This is a genomic window from Candidatus Poriferisodalis sp., assembly GCF_965208895.1.
Lineage (GTDB): Bacteria > Actinomycetota > Acidimicrobiia > Acidimicrobiales > Poriferisodalaceae > Poriferisodalis.
In genome coordinates, this window is sequence record NZ_OZ242363.1 from 1,167,090 (window position 1) to 1,191,507 (window position 24,418).

A 24,418-nucleotide genomic window follows, 5' to 3' on the forward strand; every position below is an offset into this window, starting at 1 on the left:
CAAAACACGCGCCAAATTCGGGCCAGAGGTGTTCATTCGTTACAAATAGATGACAGATGATCTCCATCCATATCCATGTTCCAAATGCAGAGTCGCAAAATCGGCCTATACGGCGTTGTGCAGCAGTGCATCCGTTCCAACCCCAACAGGTCAGACTCGAGCACCACTGGGTCGGGCATTGCACGACGAGTCTCGTCGCCACAATCGACTCGTTAGGAAACTCCCGGGTCGAAGCTCCGTTCGGGACCGCCATCCGCGACGGAGCGCCAACCACGGTCAAACGTGAATTTCTGCGCCTTGCCCACCGGATCGTGGATTCGCACCAAGTGAGGGTCGTCGCCTCCCGCTCGCTCCACGACGTATAGCCAGTAAGCGTCACCGCTGTCTTGCGCGAGTTCGAATTGTGTTCTCGAAATCACCACAGGTCGATCATCGAGTGAGCCTGTCATCGCCTTGACCTCGCACCAATGGGTCGCAGCATCGATTGTGGACCCGCGATAAAGATCGAAGCCCGGGTTGTTGACCTCGGTCCGCTGCCAGTCCGGCTCATTATCCAGGATGAACTCAATTGCCAAGCGCTCCAAGTCCATTCGGCCAGCGTGCCCTAGCCCATCTGGGTCGACATCGCCCTCGTTGTCCGGGACGACGCTGACATAGGAATAGAACTGGCGAGGAGGAACGGTTTCGGGTGGTGGCCGCTCTGCCTGGATGCCGTAGGTGTCAGTCCCATCTTCGGATCCACCGCCATTCGACATCTCGCCGTCTGAGCTCATGGCTCTGCGCTCTCTTAATCTCTGCTGATCACTATCGGTCTCTTGCGTTTGCTCCATCTCCTCAGCGTCTTGGTTGATACCGAGACGCGCTCGTAGTTCAGCTTCGCTAGTCACGCCGAACTCTCGGAGCAGGTCCAATACCTCGGGTTCGATCCCGACCTCCCGAGCCAATAGCAGTAGCGCAGGCGGTTTGAATGAGATCCTCTGCTGGAGAAAGCTGTTCGGCCTCCAGTCGGTCCCCTCGAAGATGACCGCTCCTGGCGGCCGTAACTCGCCCGACGAATCCGCCACCCAAGACTGCTTGTTGAGCATTCGCACAAACACCGAATGGAATGACGCTCTCTTGTCTTGGCTGTGCCAACCCCAGATATAAGTGGCATCAAAAGCTCTCGCACCTCGCCGCTCGTGCAGGTCAATCAAAGCATCCCAAAGATCACTTGAGCGCTGACATCGCTCAGCAGGCTCAAGCGTAACGAGCATGTCCAGCAGCGCGTCCAACCCCCAAATCGACTTGTCCGCAGGCCTACCCCAGCTTATAGGCTCCAGACCATTATTTCTTCGTATCTCAGTTAGTTCATTGGCCGACAAGTCACAATCGACCTCGACGGTTCGCAGATTCCGTGACGCGCCTGCGCGCTCCAAGAGATTGCGAACTTCTTCTCCTCTTAGACAGGCGACATCATTATCCACAAATTGTACTTCAGCGATGCCTCGGAACAGCTTTCGAAGTCGATCCGTCGCCAAGTACAATTCAGCGGGTTTCGCCCACAACCCGAAGCTGCCTGTGCCGTCTATGGCCCTTACCCATGGTGTATGCCTAAGCGCCTCGAATAGTTTTTCCAGATGCGATATCGAATCCGCCTTGGCAGCGTCAAGCAGTGAGTTGACATCTGCCGAGTATTCAGTTTCGGAATACTCAACCCGTTCATCCGAGTACTTTGGAAGCACATTTTGGATCACATCGTCCACCGGATCGGGCTCCGCAAGACCGATCGATTCCAAGAACTCTCGTGCTTCTTCCGTCTGGCACACTGCAGTTCGCACAGTGGAGAAGCCGGTTTCCACTGGACCTGGAAGAAATGCCTGCGGTTCGTCATCAACCCATGGGGGCACATGCGAGCCATCGGCAAGCCGAACGATTGGCGTGGACCTCACTCGTCCGCGCAGCGCTCGCTGAGTGCCAAGGAATTGGTACAAGCTTGCAATCCAGTCATCGCTTTGCGCTTCCAGGAATGTCGTCGTCAGGCGCTGCAGGAGCGTTATCGGCGTGAACTCTCGAATCCCCAGTTCACGGTTCAAGAATTCATATAGTTGAGGCGTCCTGTTTTGGGAGATGGTCCTATCAAGCCAATGCAATTCTCCCGAGTGACCATCTAACTCGGCAAGTTGAGTAGGCAGTACCAATTCCCGCAGCTCCTCGGTACGCGCCAAGCGACTGTGTTGGCCGCTCGCGTACCCGCCGCCGACCGCTGGTAGCAATTCCTCGTTCATCAGGGCGCATTTCGTAGTCTCCAGCAGCGGATCAAACATTGTCTCCTCGAACCGATGGGACTGTATCGGGAGACAAGCGAGCGCGGTCACGTCCAACAGTTCTTTGTCCCGCAACCACTTCAGACTGTCGACAATAAGCACTCCAGTTTCTTCGATACACATCCGGTTCCACTCATCAGATTCCGGCACGTTGTCTCGACTGGGCGTCGTACGGTATGGTCCCTGGATCAGAAATCCGAGATACGTTGTTACAACGGTTGGGAAGAACACAACAAGAGGCGAACGCTTCACCGGTCGGATCGTGCTGCGACCTTCATCACTCTGTTCGGTCCACCACGCTACTTCTACGTTCCCACCCAACACCCCGCCCTCGGTGCGGACCGGTCGCGAGAACACCAACCATGAGTCGTCGATTTCTGCCTCTCCGGATTTCTGACCGATTATATTCACACGACGGACGTCTGATGCTTTCGGCACAGCGTCTCGCAAATAGAGGCCCGTCGGGACGCCGTCCACGCTCCAGCGGATTTCTTCTATCTCTTGGAGGAACAGCAACGAGGCCGTACCCAAGCCCGAGAGTGCATCCGCGATTTCATTCTTGCCGGCGTTGTCGCTCTCAAGAAACGGGATAATGATTACGGTTTCATCCTTTCCACGTTGCACAGGATCTACCGCCGCCGGTAACACGAAGCTCTCGATAGCAAACGCCTCCGTGCCCGAGTGGATCTCCGGCCGATCAGTGAACGCAAAAACGGATTTGAATCCGATCCCGAACCGTCCGATTTCCGTGAGATTCTTGGTACCTTCATCGATTCCGCACACTCCGCGTACATCGTCCTCATCGAAAGGTACTCCGAAGTGCGATACGCGCAGCCCGCGAGAGTCAAGATCGAACGAAACCCCTCGTGATCCATCCCAATTCGTCCGACGTCCGAGTGCATCTTCCGTATTCTGGAGCAACTCGTAGATGAAATGCGTACGGTCTCCATACCGATTAGCAAGCAATAGTGGTCCTATTCTGCCGATGTCCGTGCCATATCGTCGTTGGTTCTCTTGACGTATTGCGTCGTAGTCGCAAGTCATCGGTGGCACACTCCGTTCGCTGTTGCGCAGATCCTCGCCACACCTCGAGCTGCTGCGGCTACGAGGCAACAGACCTATAACTGGTCCCTTACTGGATTCTGCGGGCCGACGGTGAGGCGCGCAGAGTAGCCGCTGCCAACGAGGCCAGCTTGAGGGAGGGTACGACTGCCGGCTTGAGTCATTCGCCCGGTCGCCCCGTGGCCTCTAGCCTGCGGCGTCATGGACTCGACGATGATGGACGTGCCGCTCACCCTCGACCCGCTGTTCGAACGCGCTGAGTCGCTGTTTGCCGACAAGGAGATCGTCACGGCGACCGCTACCGGAATCGAACGCACCAACTACGGCCGCTGGGCGGAACGGACCCGGCTGCTGGGCGGAGCGCTCGACGACCTGGGCGTCTCCCCCGATGGGCGCGTAGCGACGTTTGCCTGGAACACCGACCGCCACCTCGAGCTGTACTTCGCAGCGCCGTGCTCGGGGCGGGTGCTGCACACGCTCAACATCCGGCTGTTCGCCGAGCAGGTCACCTACATCGCGAACCATGCCGAGGACGAGGTGATCTTCGTCGACCGGTCGCTGCTGGGGGCGCTGTGGCCGCTGGTCGACGAGATGACCACGGTGCGTCACGTGGTGGTCATGGACGACTCAGGCGACGGCGCTGGGTCGGACATTCCCGACGACCCGCGGATCATCGACTACGAGGAACTGCTGGCTGCGGCATCGCCTGCCGGATTCCGGGTGGCCGACGAACGCCAAGCAGCATCGATGTGCTACACGAGCGGCACCACCGGCGAGCCCAAGGGCGTCGTCTACAGCCACCGTTCGACCTACCTCCACACGCTCGCCGCGATGCTGGTCGACTCAGCCGGCGTGTGCGAGAGCGATGTGGTCATGCCGGTCGTGCCGATGTTCCACGCGAACTCCTGGGGGCTCAGCCACGCGGCCGTCGCAGCAGGGGCGAAGCTCGTCAACCCCGGCCCGAACCTGGCACCCAAGCCGTTGGCCGAGCTGATCGAGACCGAGCGGGTCACCCTCGCCGCTGGCGTGCCGACGATCTGGATGGGCGTGCTCGGCGAGCTCGAAGGGCGCGACACCTCGAGCCTGCGCGCCATCCCGTGCGGCGGCTCGGCGGTGCCCAAGGCGCTGTCGGAGGGGTACCGCGAGACAGTCGGGCTGCCCATCCTGCAGGCGTGGGGCATGACCGAGACGAGCCCGCTGTGCTCGATCGCACACGTCCGCTCGGGCCAGCAAGACCTCGACGACGACGCGAAAGCCGACCTGCGCACGACGGTGGGAACGATCCTGCCGACCGTGGAGTTCCGCATCTGCGAACCCGACACCACCAACGAGCTGCCGCACGACGGCGAGACCTCCGGCGAGCTGCAGGTGCGAGGCCCGTACGTGACCGGTTCGTACTACAACCGGCCCGACGCGGCCGATTCCTTCACCGACGACGGCTGGCTGCGCACCGGCGACGTGGCCACGTGCGACCCGAATGGCTACATCCGGCTTGTCGACCGCACCAAGGACCTCATCAAGTCCGGGGGCGAGTGGATCAGCTCCGCCGAGATCGAGAACGAGATCATGAGCCATCCCAAGGTGGCCGAGGCCGCGGTGGTAGCGGTGGCCTCCGAGCGCTGGATGGAACGCCCGATGGCGTGCGTGGTGCCTGTCGAGAGCGAGACGATCAGCCATGACGAGCTGATCGAATACCTCACCCCGCGGATGGCGAGGTGGTGGCTGCCCAGCGCAACCCGGATCATCGACGAGGTTCCCAAGACCTCGACGGGGAAGTTCTCCAAGAAGACCCTGCGCGACCGCTTCGCCGATCTCGTCGTGGAGTGAGCCGGGCGTGAGCGGCACCCCACACACGTCCGAGTCTGATGCGAGCGGTGCACACCGCTCCGAGTCTGATGCGAGCGGTGCACACCGCTCCGAGCCTGATGCGAGCGGCGCACACCGCTCCGAGCCGCGCCTGCTGGTTTGGCTGGCACTGCGGCTCAAGGGTCTGGGCGAGATCGATGATGTCGCGGCGATCCACGGACTCGAGCCCGACGACACCGAGTGGCTGCTGGCTGAATTGGATGCGGCAGGCCACTGCATGTTCCGCGAGGTCGGCGGGGTGCCGAAGTTCATCCTGACGCCCACTGGCCGGGACGACGGCGAGGCCGCATTGGCCGCCGAGCTCGACGAGGCGAACGCCCGCGATGCCGTGACGGCGGCCTACCGGGAGTTCCTGGCACTGAACCCCAAGATGCTGCAGCTGTGCACCGACTGGCAGGTCTGGCCCGCCGATCATCCGGCTGCGGCTGATGCCGGACCCGGCGACGGCGGGCGGCTCAACGACCACAGCGACCCCGACTACGACGCAGCGATCATCGAGCGGCTCGAAGTGCTGCACAGCGAACTGTCGGGAGTGCTCGAAGCGCTTTGCAGCGTGATGGCTCGCTACGACAACTATGCGCCACGCTTCGCCGAAGCCCTGAGCCGACTGCAGGCCGGTGATCTCGACTACCTCACCAAGCCGATGATCCCGAGCTACCACACGGTGTGGTTCGAGCTGCACGAAGACTTGCTGGCAACGCTGGGCATCAATCGGGCCGACGAGGGCAGCGTCTGACCTCATCGCTTCCAAGCGCCCGCAGCAAAATCAAGACCCTTGTCGCGGCGACTCAGCAGTAGTCTCGACCCCATGAGCGCTCGATTCGGACGGGTTGTTCCGGCGATGATCACGCCGTTCGCGGCAGACGGCTCGCTGGATGTGGACGCAAGCGTGGCATTGGCGCGCTGGCTCGTAGCCGAGGGCGCCGAAGGTCTTGTCATCACCGGCACCACCGGTGAGGCACCCACCATCACCGACGAGGAAGACTGGGAGCTCTGGCGCGCCGTCGCCGAGGCCGTCACGGTCCCGGTGGTGGCCGGCACCACCACCAACGACACAGCACATTCGGTGAGCCAGACTCGCAAGGCCGCCGAGCTGGGTGTCGACGGCATCCTGGCGGTGACCCCGTACTACAACCGCCCCTCCCAAGCTGGCATCGCGGGGCACTTCGCCGCTGTGGCCGAGTCCACCGACCTGCCGATCGTCATGTACGACATCCCGGTCCGCACGGGGCGCAAGATCGACACGCGGACGCTGCTGGAGCTGGCGCAGATTCCGAACATCGTGGCGGTGAAGGACGCGGCGGGGAACCCAGGCGAAACCGCCAAGGTCATCGCCGAGGCTCCGGCGGGCTTCGAGGTGTACAGCGGCGACGACAGCTTCACGTTGCCGCTGCTGGCCGTTGGCGCGGTGGGCGTGATCAGTGTCGCAGCACACTGGTCGATCCCCGAGCACGTCGCCATGTTCGATGCCTGGGAGGCTGGCGACGCCACCAAAGCGCGCGAGATCAACGCTGCCCTGCTCGAGAGCTACGACTTCGAGACCGGTGATGCGGCGCCCAATCCGGTGCCGACCAAGGCCATGCTGCGCACACTGGGCCTGCCGGTTGGCGAGCCCCGCCTGCCGATGGGCCCGACGCCCGACGGCTTGGAAGATCGCGCCCGCGAGGTCTACGCCCGACTGAAGCAGACTTGAGTCGGCGCACGCGGCGCCCTGCGGCGTCCAGCACTTCGACGCGGTCGGGCGCTCCGGCGGACGGCGCATCGAGACAGCCCGTCACCGTCACCTTCCTCGGCGGGCTCGGCGACGTCGGGCGTAACTGCACCGTCGTCGAGTCCGGCGGCAAGCTGCTGGTCATCGATTTCGGGGTCATGTTCCCCGACCCGGCGATCATGCCCGGTGTTCAGCAAGTGCTGCCCGACATGGGCTGGCTCAACTCGCGTGCCCGCGATGTCGTCGGGCTGGTCGTCACGCACGGCCACGAGGACCACCTCGGCGGCGTGCCCCACTTCCTGCGCAACATCGAGGTTCCGCTGTACGGCTCGGCGCTGTCCATGGCATTGGCCGAGCACAAGGTGACCGAGGCCCGCCTGACCGACCGCACGTCGTTTCATGTCATCGGCGACGGCGAGCGGCGAAAGATCGGCCCGTTCGACGTCGAAGCGCTGCCCATCACCCACTCAGTACCCCAGAGCCTGTGCATCGTGCTGCACACGCCAGCCGGCGCACTCGTGCACACGGGGGACTTCAAGATCGACGAGTCGCCGGTCGACGGCCGTCTCACCGACCTCGATCGGTTGCGAGCGCTGGGCACCGAAGGCATCGCCCTGCTGATGGCCGATTCGACCAATGCCGACCGTCCTGGACGCAGCGCGTCGGAGACCGAGATCGGCGCCACCCTCCGGCGGCTGTTCACGCAGCGCCCCGACCGCCGACTCATCGTGAGCTGCTTCGCCAGCCACCTGCACCGAGTCCAGCAGATTTGTGACGCCGTGATCGAGCAGGGCCGTGCCGTCGTGCCCGTCGGCCGCTCGATGGTGAACAACGTGCGCATCGCTCGCCAGCTCGGGGTGCTGGACGTTCCCGAGCGTTCCCTGTTCGGCGTCGAGCAGCTCGACCGCTTCGACCCGTCGGAAGTCTGCATCGTGTGCACCGGCAGCCAGGGCGAGCCCAATGCTGCGCTGTCACTGATCGCTCACGGCAATCACCCCGAGATCGGTGTCGGCCCCGACGACACGGTCGTGCTGTCGAGCCACCCGATCCCAGGCAACGAGCGCTCGGTCTTTCGCATGGTGTCCGGATTGGCTCGCCGAGGTGCCGAAGTGATTCACGACGGGCACGAGCTCGTGCACACGTCCGGCCATGCGCAGCGAGACGAGCTGCGTGAGCTGCACAAGGCGTGCCGCCCGCGCTGGTTCGTGCCGATCGAGGGCGAATTCCACATGCTGGCTCGCCACGCGCAGCTCGCCCGCGAGCTTGGGATGAAGGCCAAGCGGGTGCTGACTCTGACCGACGGAGCGCAGATCACGCTCAAGGGTCCCGAGCTGCAGGTCCGTGCCGGGGTGCCGGCGCCCTATCACTACGTAGACGGGACGCTCGACGACCCCGACGCCGAAGTCATCGCCGAGCGCTTGGCCCTCACAGCAGGCTTCGTGCACGTCACCGTCGTGCTCGACGGGCGGGGCCGTCTCGCGGCACCACCCGATATCGCCTCGCGAGGCTGGCTCGACGTGACGAAGCACGCTGACGTGGTCGAAGCCCTGTCCGACGAGATCGCACAGCGGGTCGAGCGAACCGTCAAGCCAGCGCGGAAGCGTCCCGACCCTGACGAAGTCGAGCGGATCGTCCGCCGCGCCACAGGCAGCTTCGTCGGCACCCGGACCCGACGCCGCCCCGCAATCTCAGCCACAGTGCTCTCACTCGCCTGACCAGTATGAACGGACGGCAGGCTGCCATTCATGCCGTAGCCATGCACCGGCTGAATCGTGACGATCGGCGGGACTCGATTCGCGACGCACTCGACGACCTTGACGCTGCGAAGGTGGCCGCGCACCTGCCCAAGAGCAACCGGCTGGGCCCAGCGGCAGCGGACGGCCTCGCTGAGCGCCGAGACAGCGCTTGACTCGCGCCGACGTACTTGCCCGTCAGTCGAGAAATCGGCTTCAGACATCCGGGCTGCTGTCACTACTATGGAGGTCGATGGATGCTTCGTCGCTAATAGTCACTCGAGCCGACGTACGGAGCGGGAAACCATGCTTCGTCGGTACGCGCATCACCGTATACGACGTCTTGGAATACTTGGCATCCGGCATGTCCAGCCAGGAAATCGTCGACGACTTCCCCGAGCTCACCGAGCAGCACATCCGGGCGACGCTTGAATTCGCCGCAATGCGCGAGCGCCGCCTCGTCGCGCCTGTGTGAGGCTTCTCTTCGATCAGAACCTCTCGCACCGGCTGGTTGCCTTGGTCGACTCAGCGTTCCCGGGCAGTCGTCATGTCGTCGACTACGGCTTGGACACCGCCACGGATCGAGAGATCTGGGATCACGCGGCCTCTCATGGCTACATGATCGTCTCGAAAGGCTCAGACTTTCGCCAGTTTGCATTCCTGCACGGTCCGCCGCCGAAGGCGATCTGGGTCCGGGCCGGCAACGCGTCGACTCGCGCCATCCTTGAGTTGTTGCTTCGGCATCGCGGGCTCATCGAGGAATTCGAGGGCGACGCCGAGGGTGCGCTGCTCGTGCTGCCATTCGACTGAGGGGTAGCGCGGCCCCGGGGTTGCTAGCCCTGATGCAGCAGGCGAGGGTCGAATTCCCCGACGGTGCCGCAGTCAAGGAATGCCGCTGTGCACTCGCGAGTCAGCGAGCGAAGCGCAGACCCCTCATCGATTTTGAATGTCCATCGGCCGTCGCCTGCTCCAGTGAGAGCCGATCCACTCCAGATCTCGTTGCCCTGGGCAAGCTCGGTTGCCGGATTGCCGAGTGCAATTGAGCTCAATGCCTCAAGAGATGCTTCGTCCAGGCGGCCGACCAAACGACCAAGCTGGAAGGTCCAAGCGACGCCTCGAAGGTCCGTTTGGACGACGGCGTCGTAAGGCGCCCCGGTCGTGCAACTCGGGACGACGCCGTCGACGCTCGTTGCGAGTTCCGGAGTGCTGTGGACCAGCACGACCTCCGCGAAATCTTCAGCCGGATCGACACCGACGACGAGGCACAGTCGCCGCGTTCCGGCTGCAGCCTCTCGGACTGGAGGCTCCACAATACGCAAGTCGCCTCTTGCGACCCGATGCGTAGCGCTATCGCGGCGCGAGCGCGCCACCTGAAATCCTTGGCTTCCGCGATAGGCCTCAGCCGCAGACTTGACGACGGCGGGGATTTCGGTCATGGCGTGCTGTCCTCCAGTCCATCGGGCTCATCGTTGAGCCGTGCCAGCTCTTCGAGGAGCACCCGCGTAGCTTCGCCGTGAAGCTCTTCCGGCAAATTCTGCAATGAGCTGGCGTTCGACAATCGCGAGGACCTCGGACTTGCGGTCGGCGATCCATGGCCGCGAACGGCCTGTGCGACGGGCCAGCTCTCCATCGGAGATGTCTTGGCTCTTGCCGAGCAGGACGACCCGGTGGATGTCGTCGAGCTGTGCGATGAGCTCGTCGATCAGGGTTGGCATGACGGCACGTTGGAACTCGATATCTGGCGTCGACTGGGAGCGGTAGTTGTCCTCGCCTTCGCGAAGGATCGTTGGCAGCCAGGCTGTCAACGCAACCTCAAGAATCCTGCGAAGCTCGGAGATGAGGATGCCCCCGAACTCGTTGAGTAACTCCACGAGAAGGAGGCGCAGGTTCTCGCCGTCGTAGACCTTCGACTCGCGTACGCCGCTCGGGTTGGATGGAATCCGGGGCACGTACCCAATGAGCGCCACAGCGCGCTGAACCTCTGCCTCCGTGAGGGCGCGAAGTTCGCGGTCGATGCTCCGGACCTGGATAAACCTGTCCGTGCCGAGCCGACGGGTCTCGATTGCGTCGCCTTGGAGCACCTCGCCGACTCGCATCAAGAGCCGGTCAACCACTGTTATGGACCGTCGGCGCGTCAATACTCTCCGGACTTGGAACGCAAGCAGGCGCGCCAGCGAGTCCTCGTCCGTGGCAAGGTCGAGGACGTACTCAAGCTGGTTCTCGACGAGCAGGCGCTGAAGGGTCACCTCTTAGGCAAGGTCGCGTAGCGACTCCTGCGACCACCCCTCGCCGTGGTTGAAGGTCACTGGTGGGTACCTGCGCGCCACCCGGCCACAGACAGCGAGAAGCAGCTCCCAAAACAGTGGCCCGATTCCGTCGCGGCGGCACTCTCGCCGGAGTTCGTCGAAACTCACAGTCGGAGGGCCCGTTGCATCTCGGCGCGAAGCGTTGACTCCGCCGGCTCATCACAGGAGTAGTTGTCGTCACTGAGAGACGAAACGGGAACGACGACGGGAAGGTGCAGTCGGTCCTGTTGGCACGGTGTCAATGCTGTCACGGACATCGACGACCCGAAGTCCCGAGACGGCCGCGACATCTCGAATCGCCTGCTGTATCGCGTCCCAACGGGTCGGGGCTTCGCGATCAAACTCCACGGTGCGGTGTCCGATGCTGGCGTCGGTGCAGCCCGCCAGGTAGAGCGCCTCGAGATTGGCGTCGTCAAGCAGGTCACGACCCTCGGTGACCAGCACAAAGTGGTGGACGGCACGGCATTCAGCCGAAAGTGACTGAGCCACGGCCCCTCAACGATTCGGTGGCACAGGTCATCTATGGCACCAACTAGAGCTGCAGGTAGGAATCGAGGCCGATCGTGACGCCGGGGTAGTCGGCAATTGCCTTGCAGGCCAGCAGCACGCCCGGCATGAACGACACTCGATCCATGCTGTCGTGGCGGATGGTGAGCGTCTCGCCCGCCGTGCCCAGCATCACCTGCTGGTGCGCCACGAGGCCTCGCAGCCGGACGGAGTGAACCGGAATGCCGCCGGGACCCTTGCCGCCCCGCGCGCCCGGCAGCACTTCGTCCTGGGTGGGATCTGGGGCCCAGTCGCCCGAGGCCGCCGCCATGGCACGCGCGGTCTGCATGGCAGTACCCGAGGGCGCATCGACTTTGTTGTCGTGGTGGAGCTCGATGATCTCAGCGGTCGGGAAGAACGGCGCGGCCAGCTCAGCAAACCGCATCATGAGCACCGCACCGATCGCAAAGTTGGGGGCGATGAGGCAGTTGCTCGCGGTGAACGCCTCCCGACACCGCTCATAGTCGTCGGGGTCGAGACCGCTGGTGCCGACCACCGCATGAACGCCATGCGCCGCACACCATGCCAAGTTCTCCCGCGCCGCAGCGGCAACTGTGAAGTCCACTGCGACATCGACCGCAGCCGGATCGACCTCTGCGGCAGACGCCACGATGTCGATGCTGTCGGTGACGTCGCGCTGGCCTGGAGCACCGGGGTCCACCCCGGCCGCGAGTTCCAAGCCTCCGTCGGCGTCGACCGCCTCGCAGACGGTGGCGCCCATGCGCCCGCCCGCACCGAAGACCAGCACCCTCACGGTCGCCACGCTAGTAGCGCCCGGAGGCCGAGCCGGGGCCCGGCAGCCCGCCAGCGCAGCGAACAAGACCGACGCGCATGGGTTCGTCGGCGAGTAGGCCCGCCGGTGGACGCTGCTGCTGCAAAGCGTTCGAGTCAGCCCGGCAGCAACGAGGCTGCCGGGCTGCGTTGGTCAACGCCGGCCGCGACGCCGGCCCGAACCCCGTCCGGACTGCTCGAGCTCGGGCCCGAGGTCGCCGTACACGCCCTTGGCGATCTGCTCAAAGTGCTGGCCGAACGACACGTCCTCCCGGACTGTGCCGCTGCGCGCCGGTGCGGCAGCGTCGTCGCCGTCATCCCTGCTGACAGCGGGTGCCTCACCCGACGTCCCCGCCGACGCGGCGACGGGTGCAGGCGTGCGAGACCGGCGTGTGCCGTTGCCGTTGCTTCCCCGGTCACGCCCGCGATCGCGATCACGGCCATCGGCGCGATCACGGTCACGCTGCGGCACGCGGACGTCGTCGCCGAATCCATCGTCGTCACCCTCGGTGCCTCCGACCTGAGTCGGATCAGCCGGCGTGAGGCTGATCTTGCCGTTGGGATCGATCTCCTCGACAATGACGCTGATCACGTCGCCCAGCTCAAGCACTTCTTCGACCGAATTCAGCCGGCGCTTGCCTCCCAGCTTGGAGATGTGCAGCAGCCCGTCGGTGCCGGGCAGCACGTTCACGAACGCGCCGAACTTGGTGATATTCACCACGCGACCCTCATAGGTGGCGCCCACATCGGGAGTCGGCGGGTTGACGATCAGCCGGATCTGCCGCTCGGCCTCCGACACGACCTCGCGATCGGTGGCACCGATGCTGACGGTGCCCACCGTGCCGTCGTCGTCCACGTTGATGTCGGCGCCGGTCTCTTCCTGGATGGAGTTGATGACCTTGCCCCGCGGGCCGATGACCTCGGCGATCTTGTCGATCGGGATCTCGAAGCTGGTGATCTTCGGCGCGGTCTCGCCGACGTCGGGCCTCGGCTCGGCGATCGCCGCACGCATGACCTCGAGGATCTGCAGGCGAGCCTGCCGTGCCTGGGCCAGCGCCTGGGTCAGCACCTCGGCGGGAATGCCCTCGATCTTGGTGTCGAGCTGGAGCGCGGTAATGGCGTCTTCGGTACCCGCAATCTTGAAGTCCATGTCTCCGAATGCGTCTTCGGCGCCCAGGATGTCAGTCAGCGTCACATACTTGCCGTCGGCGTACACGAGGCCCATGGCCACGCCGGCAACGTGATCCACAATCGGCACGCCGGCATCCATCAGCGACAGCGACGATGCGCACACCGACCCCATCGACGTGGACCCGTTGGACGTGAGCACGTCGGACACCAGCCTGATGGTGTACGGGAAGTCTTCCTTGGACGGTACGACCGGGAAGATCGCACGCTCAGCAAGTGCGCCGTGGCCGATCTCGCGCCGCTTGGGGCCACGCATGAAGCCCGCTTCGCCGGTGGAGAACGGCGGGAAGTTGTAGTGGTGCATGAACCGGCGCCGGTCCTGAGGATTCAGGGTGTCGACGATCTGCTCCATCCGGGACATTCCCAAGGTGGTGACGTTCAGCACCTGGGTCTCGCCGCGCTGGAACAGACCCGAGCCGTGAGCGGTGCGCCCGAGGTAGCCCGCGACCGACGAGAGCGGCCGAACCTCATCGGTTGACCGCCCGTCGATGCGGAACCCGTCCGCCACGATGCGCTCGCGCACGATCTCCTTCGACAGCGACCTGACCGCCTCACGGATCTGGTCCTTGGCGCCGTCGAGGTCTGCGAATTCTGCGGCAACTTCGTCAATCACGGCGATGCTGGTCACCGATTGTGCGGCCTCGCGCTCGGCCTTGTCGGCTATTGCCATCACTTCACGCATGCGATCACCGGCGACCTCGCGCACGCGATCGAGCACCTCATCGGAATAGTCCCTGGTGGAGATGTACTCCATTTGCTGGATCGGACCGGACTGCTCTTCGACCAGCCGGCGCAGCGACTTCTGCATCTCGATGATGTCGTCGATCCACTGCTTGGAGGCCTCGAGACCGTTAGCGAGCACGTCCTCGGTGACCTTTGGTGCGCCCTGCTCGTAGTACGAGAACGACTTCTCCGTGCCGCCGGCCTCGACCATCATCACGGCGATGTCGCCGCTGTCGAGCTGGCGACCGGCCACGACCATTTCGAACGTGGCGGCCTCGGACTCTTCATGGGTGGCGAACGGGATCCACTCGCCATCGGTGGAGTAGGCGATCCGCACGCCGCCGATCGGGCACTCGAACGGGATGCCGCTCAGCCACAGGGCCGCCGACGCTCCGTTCAACGCGACGATGTCGTATTGATTGACGTGGTCAGCGCCCAGGATCGTGCCCACGATGTGTGTGTCGTGGCGGTAGTCGCTGGGGAAATTGGGTCGCAGCGGGCGATCGATCAGCCGGCAGGTGAGGATCGCATCGTCGGATGCACGCCCCTCTCGCCGGAAGAACGAACCGGGAATCCGGCCCACCGCGTACATGCGCTCCTCGATGTCGACCGTGAGCGGGAAGAATGACGCGCCGTCGCGTGGACGGTTTGACGCAGTTGCGGTGACGAGCACTTGCGTGTCGCCGATGCGGGACGTGACCGCCCCGTTTGCGAGGCCGGCGAGCACGCCGGTCTCAAAGGTGATGGTCTTGTCGGTGCCCGCGATGGGACCGGTGACCGAAATGGCTTCAGCCATGTCTGCTCCTGTTGTGGTGGCGGGACTGCTTCAACGAGTTCCGGCCCGCCTGTTGGTTGATGATGATGAGGTCTCGTTTGGCCATGGGACGTGCGCCCCAGCAGGGCGCGTGAGGCGGCGACGAATTCATGGCGCACGCTGGGGTGCGCGGAATGACCGTTGTCGCCCAGGACCGTTTCAGCGCCGGAGGCCGAGCTTTGCGATCAAAGCTCGGTATCGCTCGACATCGTTGGCGCTCAGGTAATCGAGCAACCTGCGCCGGCGTCCGACGAGCTTCAACAGCCCTCGGCGGCTGTGGTGGTCCTTCTTATGGGTCTGGAGGTGTTCGGTGAGGTGCTCAATGCGGGCGCTCAATTGAGCGACCTGCACCTCGGGCGATCCGGTGTCGGCCTCCGAATGGCGATGTTCGTCGATCACCGAGGCCGCTGGACTTGATCTCTTGGCACTCATGCCGTTGCTGTATTCCCTGTCGTTGTGGCGCCGAGCAAATGCTGCGCTGTCGATTGCTGCGAGTACGCAGACTGCGTTTGCGAGGTTTGCTGCGACGTCTCGGCTGGGCGACCCAGCCGCGCTGTTCTGTCTCTTGTCAATCGTGCAGGCTACCAGCGGGACCGTCGGCGACCCCTCAGGCCACGGCTCCGCCTCTTAGGTATGCAGGCACTTCGCAGCGTCTTCGATGTCGCGGCGAAGCTGAACCTTCAGTTCGTCGATGCCATCGAAGCGTCGCTCGGGTCGCAGCCTGCGGACGAAGCGAACCTTGGCCGTCTCGTCATAGAGATCTCCGCGGAAGCCGATCAAGTGCGCTTCAATCAGCGAACGCTCGGCGAAGTCGTAGAACGTCGGGCGACGACCGATGTTGACGGCCGCCGGGTATTGGGCACCGTCAGGACGCACGTACCACGCGGCATATACGCCGTCGGCAGGAATCTGCAGGTCAGCGGTGGTGGGTAAGTTCGCGGTGGGCACCCCGATCTGGCGGCCACGGCGGTCGCCGAGCGTGACAACGCCGCGTACCTCGAACGGCCGTCCGAGCAGCCGGTGTGCCCGTTCCACGTCGCCTGCGCCAAGCGCTTCGCGGATCGACGTGGATGAGATGACTTCGCCGTCGCCGGTCATCTGCTTGACCAGTGGGAGGCCGACCACCTCATAACCGTGTTCGGCGCCGACCTGGCGCAGCGTGGAGATGTTGCCCCGGCGCCCCTTGCCGAAATGGAAGTCGGCACCGACCACGACAGCGCGTGCCGTGAGGCAGTTGACGAGGATCTCGAGGGCGAACTGTTCGGCAGGCACCGCTGCGCGGGCTTCGTCGAACGTGACGACCAAGGTGAAATCGACCCCGGTCTCGGCCAGCAGCTCCAATTTGTGGTCGAGATCGCACAACAGCAGCGGTGCGGATTCTGGCCGTACCACCGTGGCCGGGTGGCGGTCGAACGTCACGACCGCGGTCGCGCAGCCACGCTCGGCTGCCAGGCGATGCATCTCGGAGATCACGGTTCGATGCCCCCGGTGGACGCCGTCGTACTCACCCACGGTCACGACGCAGCCGTGCTCGAGCACCGGGCACCAATCCAAGTCGCGAATGACCTCCATGGGTGCAACGCTACTCACGACAGACTTCTGCGACTAGGTGCGCCCGCTGTGGAGGCGGCAGGGGACTCTGCTCCAGCGATCCGGCAGGTCGCAACGTCGCAGAGTCCCCTGCCGCCTCCACAGCTATGGCATCTGTGCTTACTGGCTCGAGTCCGAAGACGGCAGGACCGTGGCGCGCAGGCGGCCGTCGATGCGTTCATGCACCGCCACGAGTCCCCCGGCGGCATCGAGTAGTGCCCAAGGGCCGCGGCCTTCGTAGCGACGAGCGGCCAGGTGAGCGCCTTGGCGGGCCTGAGCTGTCTCGTCGTCGGACAGATGGAGCTGAGACAGATCTCGCACCAGTTCACCGGGTGGGCGCAGCACAGCATCGTCGGGAGATTCGGCCTCCGACAGCGAGAACGTACCGCTGCGTGTGCGCCGCAGCGCCCGGATGTGTGCGCCTCCTCCCAGCGCACTTCCCAGATCGGCTCCGAGCGTTCTCACATAGGTGCCTGCCGAACAGTCGACCGAGGCCCGGTAGACCCGCGGATCCCTGGTGGCCGCCACCTCGAAGCCGAAGACCTCGATGACACGCGATTCGCGTTCCGCGGTCTGCCCGGAGCGGGCGATCTCGTGCAGGCGACGGCCTCCGACGCGAACCGCAGACACCATCGGCGGCAGCTGCGAGATGGTGCCGACGAAACCCTTCGCCACGCGGGCAACTTCACTCGGATCGAGATCCATGTTCCATGTCTCGATCGTCTCGCCGGCGGCATCGAGTGTGCTGGTCGCCACCCCGAACACGATCTCGCACTCGTAACTCTTGCGGCCTGCAGTGGCGAATCGCAGCAAGCGGGTCGCATTGCCGATGCCGACGACGAGGACGCCCGTCGCGGACGGGTCGAGCGTGCCCGCGTGGCCGATGCGTCGCTCCCCGAAGCGACGCCGAAGCATGGCCACCACGTCATGGGACGTGGGACCGGGCGGTTTGTCGACGATGACGGTGCCGTGGGTGGTCGCGGGGCGTCGTCGCGCCACGGCCGTCAGGACCCCTCGTCCCGCTCTGCGGCAGTGTCCAAACGCGGGTCTGAGGGCGGCGGTTCGGGCTGGGGGTCCGACAGTGCGGCCAGCAGGTCTTCGATTCGCTCGGCGTCGATCACTCCCCGGTCCCGGCGGAAGCGAAGCGCAGGCGTGCGCCTCAAGCTGGTCGCCGTGCCCAAGGCTCGTTGGAGACGGTGGTGGTGGGCTTCGAAGGCTGCAGCTGCGGTTTCATCGGATTCCTGATCGCGCACGTCGTAGTGCACGACCGCGACGCTCAGCTCACGATCGACATCCACCCCGGTGATCACGATGCCGTCGAACGCCTCGTCGAGCCGCTCCATCTCCGAGGCGACCACGCCGCGCACGAGCTGCGCGACGCGATCGGTCCGCTCGTAGGGGTGCGCGGCGGGCATCGAACGCCGCCGGCGGCGGGAGCGACGTGCCATCGGATATGTGCTCCGTCAGGCGACGCGGGCGATCTCGCGCTCGGTGTACGTCTCGATCACGTCGCCTTCTTTGAGGTCAGAGAAGTCACTGAGACCGATACCGCACTCCATGCCCGCAGACACCTCGGCAACGTCGTCCTGGAAGTGACGCAGGGATTTGATCGCTCCCTTCCAGATGATCGCGCCGTCACGCAGGAACCTGACTTTGGCGCCGCTGCGCACGTTCCCATGCTCGACGACACAGCCCGCAACCGGTCCGACGCCCGAGATGCGGAAGACCTGGCGCACCTGCGCCTCGCCCGCGACGATCTCCTCGAATTCCGGCTCGAGCAGGCCGACCATGGCGTTGCCCACGTCGGAGATGAGGTCATAGATGATCTCGTAGAGCCGGACCTCGACATCCTCGGTCTCGGCGGTCTGGCGCGCATTGCGGTCGGGGCGCACGTTGAAGCCGATGATCGTGGCTTCCGATGCGGCAGCGAGCTGCACATCGTTCTCATTGATGCCGCCGACGCCTCGGCTGACGAAGGCGAGCTTGACGTCGGGGCGTTCGAGCTTGCGCAGGCTGTCGGTGACGGCTTCGAGCGAGCCATGCACGTCGGCCTTGAGCACCAGGTTCAGGGTGGCTGTCTCGCCGGCCTGCACCTGCTTGAAGATGTCTTCGAGCCGCGCGCCGCCACCGCTTCCGCCCGCGGTGCCGGCGAGGCTGGCCTGGCGCTGCCAATGCTCGCGAGTCTCCGCCACCTTGCCTGCAGTCTTCTCATCGGGTGCCACGACGAACATGTCGCCTGAACGCGCCACCTCGCCGAGGCCGAGCACCTGCACAGGCATCGCTGGACCCGCCTCGCTGAGCGGGGCCCCTCGATCATCGGTCATCGCACGCACGCGGCCCCACGCCGCGCCGGCGACCATCGGCTCGCCGATGCGCAGGGTGCCTCGCTGCACCAACACCGTCGCGACCGGACCACGGCCGCGGTCGAGATGGGCTTCGAGCACGATGCCGACCGCCCGACCGCTCGCCGGGGAACTGAGCTCCTCGAGCTCCGCGACCAGCAGGATCTGATCCAGCAATTCGTCGATGCCGTCGCCTGTCATGGCCGACATGGGAACGGTGATCACGTCGCCGCCGTAGGACTCAGGAATGAGGCCCCGCTCTGCGAGCTGGGCCCGCACGCGGTCGGCATCGGCGCCGGGTCGGTCCATCTTGTTGATGGCGACGATGATCGGCACATCGGCTGCAAGTGCGTGGTCGATGGCTTCGGCAGTCTGGGGCATGACGCCGTCATCGGCCGCCACCACCAGCACGACGACATCGGTGGCTTGGGCCCCCCTGGCGCGCATCGCCGTGAAGGCCTCGTGACCAGGGGTGTCGATGAACGTGATCCGGTGATCCTTCCGCTTGGTCTGGTACGCGCCGATGTGCTGGGTGATGCCACCTGCCTCACCCTCGACGACGTTGGAGGATCGGATTCGGTCCAGCAGCAGCGTCTTGCCATGGTCGACGTGGCCCATGACGGTCACCACCGGCGGTCGGATCTGGGCGCCGTCGTCGGTCAGGTCGACCTCGAGCGCCCGCAGCAGCTCCTCTTCCTGCTCCGCGCCGGGCTCGGTGATGCGTACCTCGGCGTCGAGCTCAGCGGCGAAGAGCTCGATCATGTCGTCGCTGAGCGACTGGGTGGCAGTCACCATCTCACCCTGCTGCAGCAGGAACCGCACGATGTCGGCGGCTGAGCGATTCAGCCGAGCGGCGACTTCCTGTGCGGTCGACCCTCGCTCGACGACGATCTCGCCGTCGGGAACGGGTGCGTCCACCGGCGTGTAGGCGGTGAGCTGCTGGGGCTGCAGCTCCTCGCGCTGGCGACGGCGACGACGACGGGGGCGGCCTCGCGGACCGCCTCGTGGTGCGCCTCGCGGTCCTCCGGGACGGGCGCCGCCGGGAGGCCCGCCTGGGCGTCCGCCGGCAGGAGGAGCACCGGCGTGTGCGCGCCCGCCCCCAGGCGCCCCGCCGTGGGGGCGCTCACCGCCGCCCGCTGGACGGCGGAATCCACCAGGAGGACCGGAGCGATAGGGGGCGCCGCTGCGATTGGATGTGCGGGGAGGGCCCGGCGGCGGCGGAATCGGCTTGCCGGATCCGGAACGGGGCGGCACGGGCGGAGGCGGGATCGCCTTGCCATCGGCCGACTGCGGCGGCATCGGCAGACGGGGAGGCGGCGGCGGCAGCGCCGTGCCGGCGCCATCGTCGGACGCCGGCCGAGAAGGTGTCGGCGGTTCTTCGACTCGTGCTGCGGGCCGCCCCGCCGGTGGCAGGACCGGCCGCGCGGACTCCTGGCCGCTCGAAGTGACGAGACGCCGCGGCGGCGGCACCGTCGGCGGGGCACCCGCCGACGGCAATGTGCTCGGCGGCGGCGGGGTGCCTGGCGGCGGAACATCGGGCGGGCGCGGCGGGGCCGAGGGGGCTTGCGCCGCAGGTCGAGGGGCGGCTGGGGAGGGCGTCTCGGCATCGGGCGTGGGGCTCTGCGGGGCGGCCTGCGGGGTCGGCGCTGGTTCTCGAGGCGGTTTCGGCTCAGCCGGGGCCGGACGGGCGGGCCGGGTCGGCGGTCGGGATCGCTGCGCCTCAGCGGAGTTGTCCCGCGGTACCGCGCGCGATGTCGCCGCAGCGGACTTCGCAGGCGATTTGCTGGCCTTGCGGGCCTCTGGCTGCGGCTCGTCACGAATCAGTCCCTCGCGCTGGGCCTTGCGCCGGACGCGGTCAGCCTGCGCGTCCTCCATGCTGGACGAGTGCGTCTTCACACCGATGCCCAACGACTCGCATACGTCGAGCACCTCGGTGAGCGTCATGCCCAGCTCTTTGGAGAGCTCGTGAACGCGGACTTTTTTCGGCAAGCGGTCGGTCTTTCTGTCGGGAGAGCTGTCGAGAGTTGATGGGGCGCCCGGCGGGGCTCAGGGAATGAAACGGGGACGCGACGAGACGGGCCATCGGCCTCAAGGCGTCGTCGAGTCCGATGGAAGGGTACTGGGGTCGGTGCGGGCCTCTGCGGGCGTCTCGTCGGTGCCGTCGCTGGCCGTCTCGTCGCCGGAGGCCTGCGCAACCTCGGCGGGTGTCTCGTCGGCATCGTGCTGCTCGGTGACAGCTTCAGACCACTGGCCTGCGGTGATTGCCTCGCTGCCGTCCGCAGGCACCCAGGTCTGCTCGCCCGTCTCGGCGTCGGTGACCCACTCCCCTTCGGCCCACTCCTCTCCCGAGTAGCCGGCCTCCTCCTCGGCGATCTGCGTCTCGCTCTTGATGTCGATGCGCCAACCAGTCAGCCGGGCCGCCAAGCGCGCGTTCTGACCCTCGCGGCCGATGGCCAGCGACAGCTGATGGTCGGGCACGACGACTTCTGCGACGCCCTCTTCGGAGTGAAAGCGGACCTCCCGGACGCGAGCCGGCGACAGCGCTTTGGCCACGAAGTCATGCAGGTCGTCGGAGAACGGGACGATGTCGATCTTCTCGCCCCGCAGCTCGTTCACGACCTGTCGGACCCGGCTGCCGCGCGCACCCACGCACGCCCCGACCGGATCGATATTGGGATCATTCGACCAGACGGCGATCTTGGTGCGGTGGCCGGGCTCGCGCGCACACGCTTTCAATTCGACGACGCCGTCGGAGATCTCGGGAACCTCCAGCTTGAACAGCTCGCGGATCAGTCCTGGATGTGTGCGCGACACGACGATCTGCGGCCCCTTGGCGGTCTTGCGCACTTCGACGATGTACGCCTTGAGGCGGCTGTTCGGCTCGGGTCGCTCATAGGGCACTTGCTCGGACTGAGGGAGCAGCGCCTCGACGCGACCCAAGTCGAGCAGGGTGTAGCGAGCGTCGTTCTGCTGGATGATGCCCGTGACGATGTCGCCCTCGCGCCCGGCGTACTCGTCGTACTTCATGTCGCGCTCGACTTCGCGGATGCGCTGGTTGAGCACCTGACGGACGGTCTGGGCCACGATCCGCCCGAGGTCATGGGGGGTGTCGTCCCATTCCCGCAGGACATTGCCGAGCTCGTCGACCTCCTGCGCGTAGACCGTGATGTTGAACGACTCGTCGATTTCTACGTAGGCCTGCTCAGCGGCGCCCTCCCGGCGCTTGTAGGCCGATTCAAGGCCGTTCGCGACCGCCTCGAGCAGCACATCAACGGTCATGCCCTTCTCAATGGCGAGTGCCTGAAGCGCTTCCATGATCTCTCGGCTGTCGAGTGTTGCTGCGTCGCTCATCGTCGCTGCCCTTCTGTGGATGTCTGGCGTGGTGTCTGGCCTCGCTTGGCGTGTGGCGCCTTGCCCGCACCCTGACTGCGCCGCGGCTGTGAACCCCATTCGAATGTCGTGCGGGCCTTGGCGATGCCGTCGAACGGCACCGACAGCGTCTGGCCGATCCCCGGCTGGGCCCCGGAATGAACCGAGGGATCTGCGGACATCTCCTCGATGCGAATCGAGACAGCAGAACTGTCAGCGCCAAGAATCTCGCCGACGATGCGCTGGCGCAGCGGGCCGCTCGTGCGGATCACCACCCGCTCGCCGACAGCGCCTGAGAAGTGTTCCGGCCGGCGCAGGCTGCGCTCGAGTCCGGGACTGGACACTTCGAGCACGTAGCGCCCGTCAATCATGTCGGCCGCATCAAGTGCCGCGGACAGCTGTCGGCTCAGCTGACTGAGAGCATCGACGCCGATGGCATTTCCGCCTGCTGCGGAGGCCAGAACTACCAACGTTCCGCCTCTCCACTGCACGTCATAGAGAACACAGCCGGCGTTGGCCGCCACGGGACCGGTGAGCTTCGCAATCTCGGAGGGATGGGCGCTTTCGCAGGCGCGCGAGGCCGCAGCGGTGTGAGTCATCGCAACCTCCCTGTCCGCGTCGCCCCAGCTGGCCTCGGGGCTGTGCCTGCGGAATGAGCGCTTGCAATCGAACTGCAAGGGCGCGTGCGCAGAGCCACGACCAGCCGGAACTGTCCTGCGAGGCCGAGGCTACCAGCGCATGTGAATCGGACGCGCGCCGGCGCACCTGCTCGCCGTCAGCGTCGCCGGATGAGGGCGACGCGTTCAGCGGCGTGATTGACGTCGTCGCCCTGCTCGCTCACGAGCACGGCGCGGTCGGCTGCCGCTGCTGCGGCAGCGCCGTGCTCCGCCCTGGCGAGAGCAGCTTCAACACCGTCACCCGCGACAATCTCGGCCCATCTCACCAAGGCCGCGACCATCTCGTCCTCGGGCACCACGGACACGACTTGGCCCTTGACGAACAGATGACCGCGGGAACGGCCCGCAGCGATCCCCAGGTCGGCGCCGCGGGCCTCACCCGGTCCGTTCACCACGCAGCCCATCACCGCCACCTGCACGGGCAGGTCAAGCTTCTCAAAGGCCGTCTGGGCTTGTTGGGCCACCGAGATCACGTCCACCTCGGCGCGGCCGCACGACGGGCACGCAACGAGATCAGTGCCCGAACGCTCCCGCAGGCCCAATGCCTGCAGCAACTGCTGACCGGCCTGGGCCTCTTGGACCGGGTCGGCAGTCAGGCTGTAACGGATCGTGTCTCCGATGCCTTCATTGAGCAAGGTTGCGATTCCCGCGGTCGATTTCACCAGACCCGCAGGCGGGGGGCCGGCTTCCGTTACGCCGAGGTGCAGCGGGAAATCGACCTCGTCGGCGAGCATCCGGTAGGACTCCACCATCAGCGTCACATCGCTGGCCTTGACCGAGATCTTGACGTCGTCGAAACCCACCTCGGTGAAGTAGCCGAGTTCTCGTTTGGCCGATTCGACCAATGCGGTGGGGGTCATGCCATAGCGCGCCTCGATGTCGGGATCGAGGGAGCCGCCGTTGACGCCGATACGGATGGGGACACCACGATCCCGAGCCTCTGACGCCACGGCGCGTATCTGGTCGGGCTTGCGGATATTGCCTGGATTCAGCCGCAGGCAGGCCACTCCGGCATCGAGAGCTGCCAGCGCGAGCCGGTACTGAAAATGGACGTCGGCCACGAGGGGCACTGGCGAGCGGGGCACGATGTGCGCGAGCGCCTCGACGGCTGCGAGGTCGTTCGCCGTGCAGCGCACGATGTCGGCTCCGGCACCGGCCAATGCGTAAATCTGAGCAAGGGTGCCGTCGACGTCAGCGGTCTTGGTGGTGGTCATCGACTGCACCGAAACGGGTGCCCCCCCACCCACGGCGACCGAACCGACGAGCACCTGGCGCGAGGGCCGTCGGGCGTAGCTGGCGGGCGTGCTCATCGCAGTTCAGCTTCCTACAGCGTCCGCTGTTTCGTTCGCATCCTCGTCACAACACTCATCATCTCCCGCTCTTGTTCGCTGCGCTCACGGGCCGGCTCGGGCCACGG

Annotated in this window: 21 protein-coding genes; 7 read left to right on the top strand and 14 right to left on the bottom strand. The window is 65.4% G+C overall.

All coding sequences use genetic code 11. The features are described from left to right. Positions 1-212 precede the first annotated feature (212 nt). Positions 213-3,347, bottom strand: coding sequence for a sacsin N-terminal ATP-binding-like domain-containing protein (locus tag ACOGJB_RS05265; protein WP_419839761.1), 3,135 nt, complete (start codon positions 3,345-3,347; stop codon positions 213-215). Between the two features lie 219 nt (positions 3,348-3,566). Here ACOGJB_RS05265 and ACOGJB_RS05270 point away from each other — a divergent pair, with 219 nt between their 5' ends. From ACOGJB_RS05270 to ACOGJB_RS05300, 7 genes are all read left to right on the top strand, one after another. Further along, positions 3,567-5,192 (top strand): long-chain fatty acid--CoA ligase, encoded by a 1,626-nt coding sequence (locus tag ACOGJB_RS05270; RefSeq protein WP_419839762.1) that lies wholly within the window; start codon positions 3,567-3,569, stop codon positions 5,190-5,192. 7 nt (positions 5,193-5,199) lie between these two features. Further along, positions 5,200-5,967, top strand: coding sequence for a transcriptional regulator (locus ACOGJB_RS05275; RefSeq protein ID WP_419839763.1), 768 nt, complete (start codon positions 5,200-5,202; stop codon positions 5,965-5,967). A gap of 72 nt (positions 5,968-6,039) precedes the next feature. Next, positions 6,040-6,924 carry a 4-hydroxy-tetrahydrodipicolinate synthase gene (gene dapA / locus ACOGJB_RS05280; protein WP_419839764.1) on the top strand — a complete coding sequence of 295 codons (885 nt, stop codon included), beginning with the start codon at positions 6,040-6,042 and terminating at the stop codon, positions 6,922-6,924. Then, entirely contained in the window at positions 6,921-8,657 is a 1,737-nt protein-coding gene (locus ACOGJB_RS05285; protein WP_419839765.1) for a ribonuclease J, read from the top strand. Before dapA ends, ACOGJB_RS05285 begins: the two co-directional genes overlap by 4 nt. Positions 8,658-8,662: 5 nt before the next feature. Beyond that, the gene (locus ACOGJB_RS05290) at positions 8,663-8,851 is read left to right on the top strand and encodes a hypothetical protein (RefSeq protein ID WP_419839766.1); all 189 of its coding nucleotides are present in this window, start codon (positions 8,663-8,665) and stop codon (positions 8,849-8,851) included. Positions 8,852-8,928: 77 nt separating this feature from the next. Further along, a complete protein-coding gene (locus ACOGJB_RS05295; protein WP_419839767.1) occupies positions 8,929-9,150 on the top strand; it encodes a DUF433 domain-containing protein in 222 nt (73 codons plus the stop codon). Beyond that, on the top strand, positions 9,147-9,485 hold the full coding sequence (locus ACOGJB_RS05300) for a DUF5615 family PIN-like protein (protein WP_419839768.1): 339 nt from the start codon (positions 9,147-9,149) through the stop codon (positions 9,483-9,485). Before ACOGJB_RS05295 ends, ACOGJB_RS05300 begins: the two co-directional genes overlap by 4 nt. Before the next feature lie 23 nt (positions 9,486-9,508). On the opposite strand, the gene ACOGJB_RS05305 is transcribed toward ACOGJB_RS05300, so the two are convergent. The 13 genes from ACOGJB_RS05305 to ispG all read right to left on the bottom strand — a co-directional run bounded on the left by ACOGJB_RS05305 (position 9,509) and on the right by ispG (position 24,311). After that, entirely contained in the window at positions 9,509-9,985 is a 477-nt protein-coding gene (locus ACOGJB_RS05305; protein WP_419839769.1) for a hypothetical protein, read from the bottom strand. Positions 9,986-10,138: 153 nt separating this feature from the next. Then, positions 10,139-10,921, bottom strand: a complete 783-nt coding sequence (locus tag ACOGJB_RS05310) for a hypothetical protein (RefSeq protein ID WP_419839770.1) — start codon at positions 10,919-10,921, stop codon at positions 10,139-10,141. A 237-nt stretch (positions 10,922-11,158) separates the two neighbouring features. Beyond that, on the bottom strand, positions 11,159-11,470 hold the full coding sequence (locus ACOGJB_RS05315) for a hypothetical protein (RefSeq protein WP_419839771.1): 312 nt from the start codon (positions 11,468-11,470) through the stop codon (positions 11,159-11,161). Positions 11,471-11,513: 43 nt separating this feature from the next. Continuing rightward, positions 11,514-12,281 (bottom strand): 4-hydroxy-tetrahydrodipicolinate reductase, encoded by a 768-nt coding sequence (dapB, locus tag ACOGJB_RS05320; RefSeq protein WP_419839772.1) that lies wholly within the window; start codon positions 12,279-12,281, stop codon positions 11,514-11,516. Between the two features lie 171 nt (positions 12,282-12,452). Beyond that, positions 12,453-15,005, bottom strand: a complete 2,553-nt coding sequence (locus ACOGJB_RS05325) for a polyribonucleotide nucleotidyltransferase (RefSeq protein WP_419839773.1) — start codon at positions 15,003-15,005, stop codon at positions 12,453-12,455. A gap of 177 nt (positions 15,006-15,182) precedes the next feature. Then, the gene (gene rpsO / locus ACOGJB_RS05330) at positions 15,183-15,455 is read right to left on the bottom strand and encodes a 30S ribosomal protein S15 (RefSeq protein ID WP_419839774.1); all 273 of its coding nucleotides are present in this window, start codon (positions 15,453-15,455) and stop codon (positions 15,183-15,185) included. Between the two features lie 195 nt (positions 15,456-15,650). Then, the gene (locus tag ACOGJB_RS05335; protein ID WP_419839775.1) at positions 15,651-16,595 is read right to left on the bottom strand and encodes a bifunctional riboflavin kinase/FAD synthetase; all 945 of its coding nucleotides are present in this window, start codon (positions 16,593-16,595) and stop codon (positions 15,651-15,653) included. 138 nt (positions 16,596-16,733) lie between these two features. Then, entirely contained in the window at positions 16,734-17,612 is an 879-nt protein-coding gene (truB, locus tag ACOGJB_RS05340) for a tRNA pseudouridine(55) synthase TruB (RefSeq protein WP_419839776.1), read from the bottom strand. A 5-nt stretch (positions 17,613-17,617) separates the two neighbouring features. Further along, positions 17,618-18,061: a ribosome-binding factor A gene (locus ACOGJB_RS05345; RefSeq protein WP_419839777.1), complete on the bottom strand. Its 444-nt coding sequence runs from the start codon at positions 18,059-18,061 to the stop codon at positions 17,618-17,620. Between the two features lie 15 nt (positions 18,062-18,076). Further along, a complete protein-coding gene (gene infB / locus ACOGJB_RS05350) occupies positions 18,077-20,944 on the bottom strand; it encodes a translation initiation factor IF-2 (RefSeq protein ID WP_419839778.1) in 2,868 nt (955 codons plus the stop codon). 99 nt (positions 20,945-21,043) lie between these two features. Further along, positions 21,044-22,306, bottom strand: coding sequence for a transcription termination factor NusA (nusA, locus tag ACOGJB_RS05355; RefSeq protein WP_419839779.1), 1,263 nt, complete (start codon positions 22,304-22,306; stop codon positions 21,044-21,046). Next, a complete protein-coding gene (gene rimP, locus ACOGJB_RS05360; RefSeq protein ID WP_419839780.1) occupies positions 22,303-22,923 on the bottom strand; it encodes a ribosome maturation factor RimP in 621 nt (206 codons plus the stop codon). Before rimP ends, nusA begins: the two co-directional genes overlap by 4 nt. A gap of 176 nt (positions 22,924-23,099) precedes the next feature. After that, positions 23,100-24,311, bottom strand: a complete 1,212-nt coding sequence (gene ispG / locus ACOGJB_RS05365) for a flavodoxin-dependent (E)-4-hydroxy-3-methylbut-2-enyl-diphosphate synthase (RefSeq protein ID WP_419839781.1) — start codon at positions 24,309-24,311, stop codon at positions 23,100-23,102. Between the last annotated feature and the right edge of the window lie 107 nt (positions 24,312-24,418).

Coding starts and splice junctions, on each gene's coding strand:
- ACOGJB_RS05335 (WP_419839775.1), bottom strand. CDS start 16,595: ATGGAGGTCATTCGCGACTTGGATTGGTGCCCGGTGCTCGAGCACGGC.
- ACOGJB_RS05265 (WP_419839761.1), bottom strand. CDS start 3,347: ATGACTTGCGACTACGACGCAATACGTCAAGAGAACCAACGACGATAT.
- ispG (WP_419839781.1), bottom strand. CDS start 24,311: ATGAGCACGCCCGCCAGCTACGCCCGACGGCCCTCGCGCCAGGTGCTC.
- ACOGJB_RS05270 (WP_419839762.1), top strand. CDS start 3,567: ATGGACTCGACGATGATGGACGTGCCGCTCACCCTCGACCCGCTGTTC.
- rimP (WP_419839780.1), bottom strand. CDS start 22,923: ATGACTCACACCGCTGCGGCCTCGCGCGCCTGCGAAAGCGCCCATCCC.
- rpsO (WP_419839774.1), bottom strand. CDS start 15,455: ATGAGTGCCAAGAGATCAAGTCCAGCGGCCTCGGTGATCGACGAACAT.
- nusA (WP_419839779.1), bottom strand. CDS start 22,306: ATGAGCGACGCAGCAACACTCGACAGCCGAGAGATCATGGAAGCGCTT.
- ACOGJB_RS05325 (WP_419839773.1), bottom strand. CDS start 15,005: ATGGCTGAAGCCATTTCGGTCACCGGTCCCATCGCGGGCACCGACAAG.
- dapA (WP_419839764.1), top strand. CDS start 6,040: ATGAGCGCTCGATTCGGACGGGTTGTTCCGGCGATGATCACGCCGTTC.
- ACOGJB_RS05290 (WP_419839766.1), top strand. CDS start 8,663: ATGAACGGACGGCAGGCTGCCATTCATGCCGTAGCCATGCACCGGCTG.
- ACOGJB_RS05345 (WP_419839777.1), bottom strand. CDS start 18,061: ATGGCACGTCGCTCCCGCCGCCGGCGGCGTTCGATGCCCGCCGCGCAC.
- ACOGJB_RS05295 (WP_419839767.1), top strand. CDS start 8,929: ATGGATGCTTCGTCGCTAATAGTCACTCGAGCCGACGTACGGAGCGGG.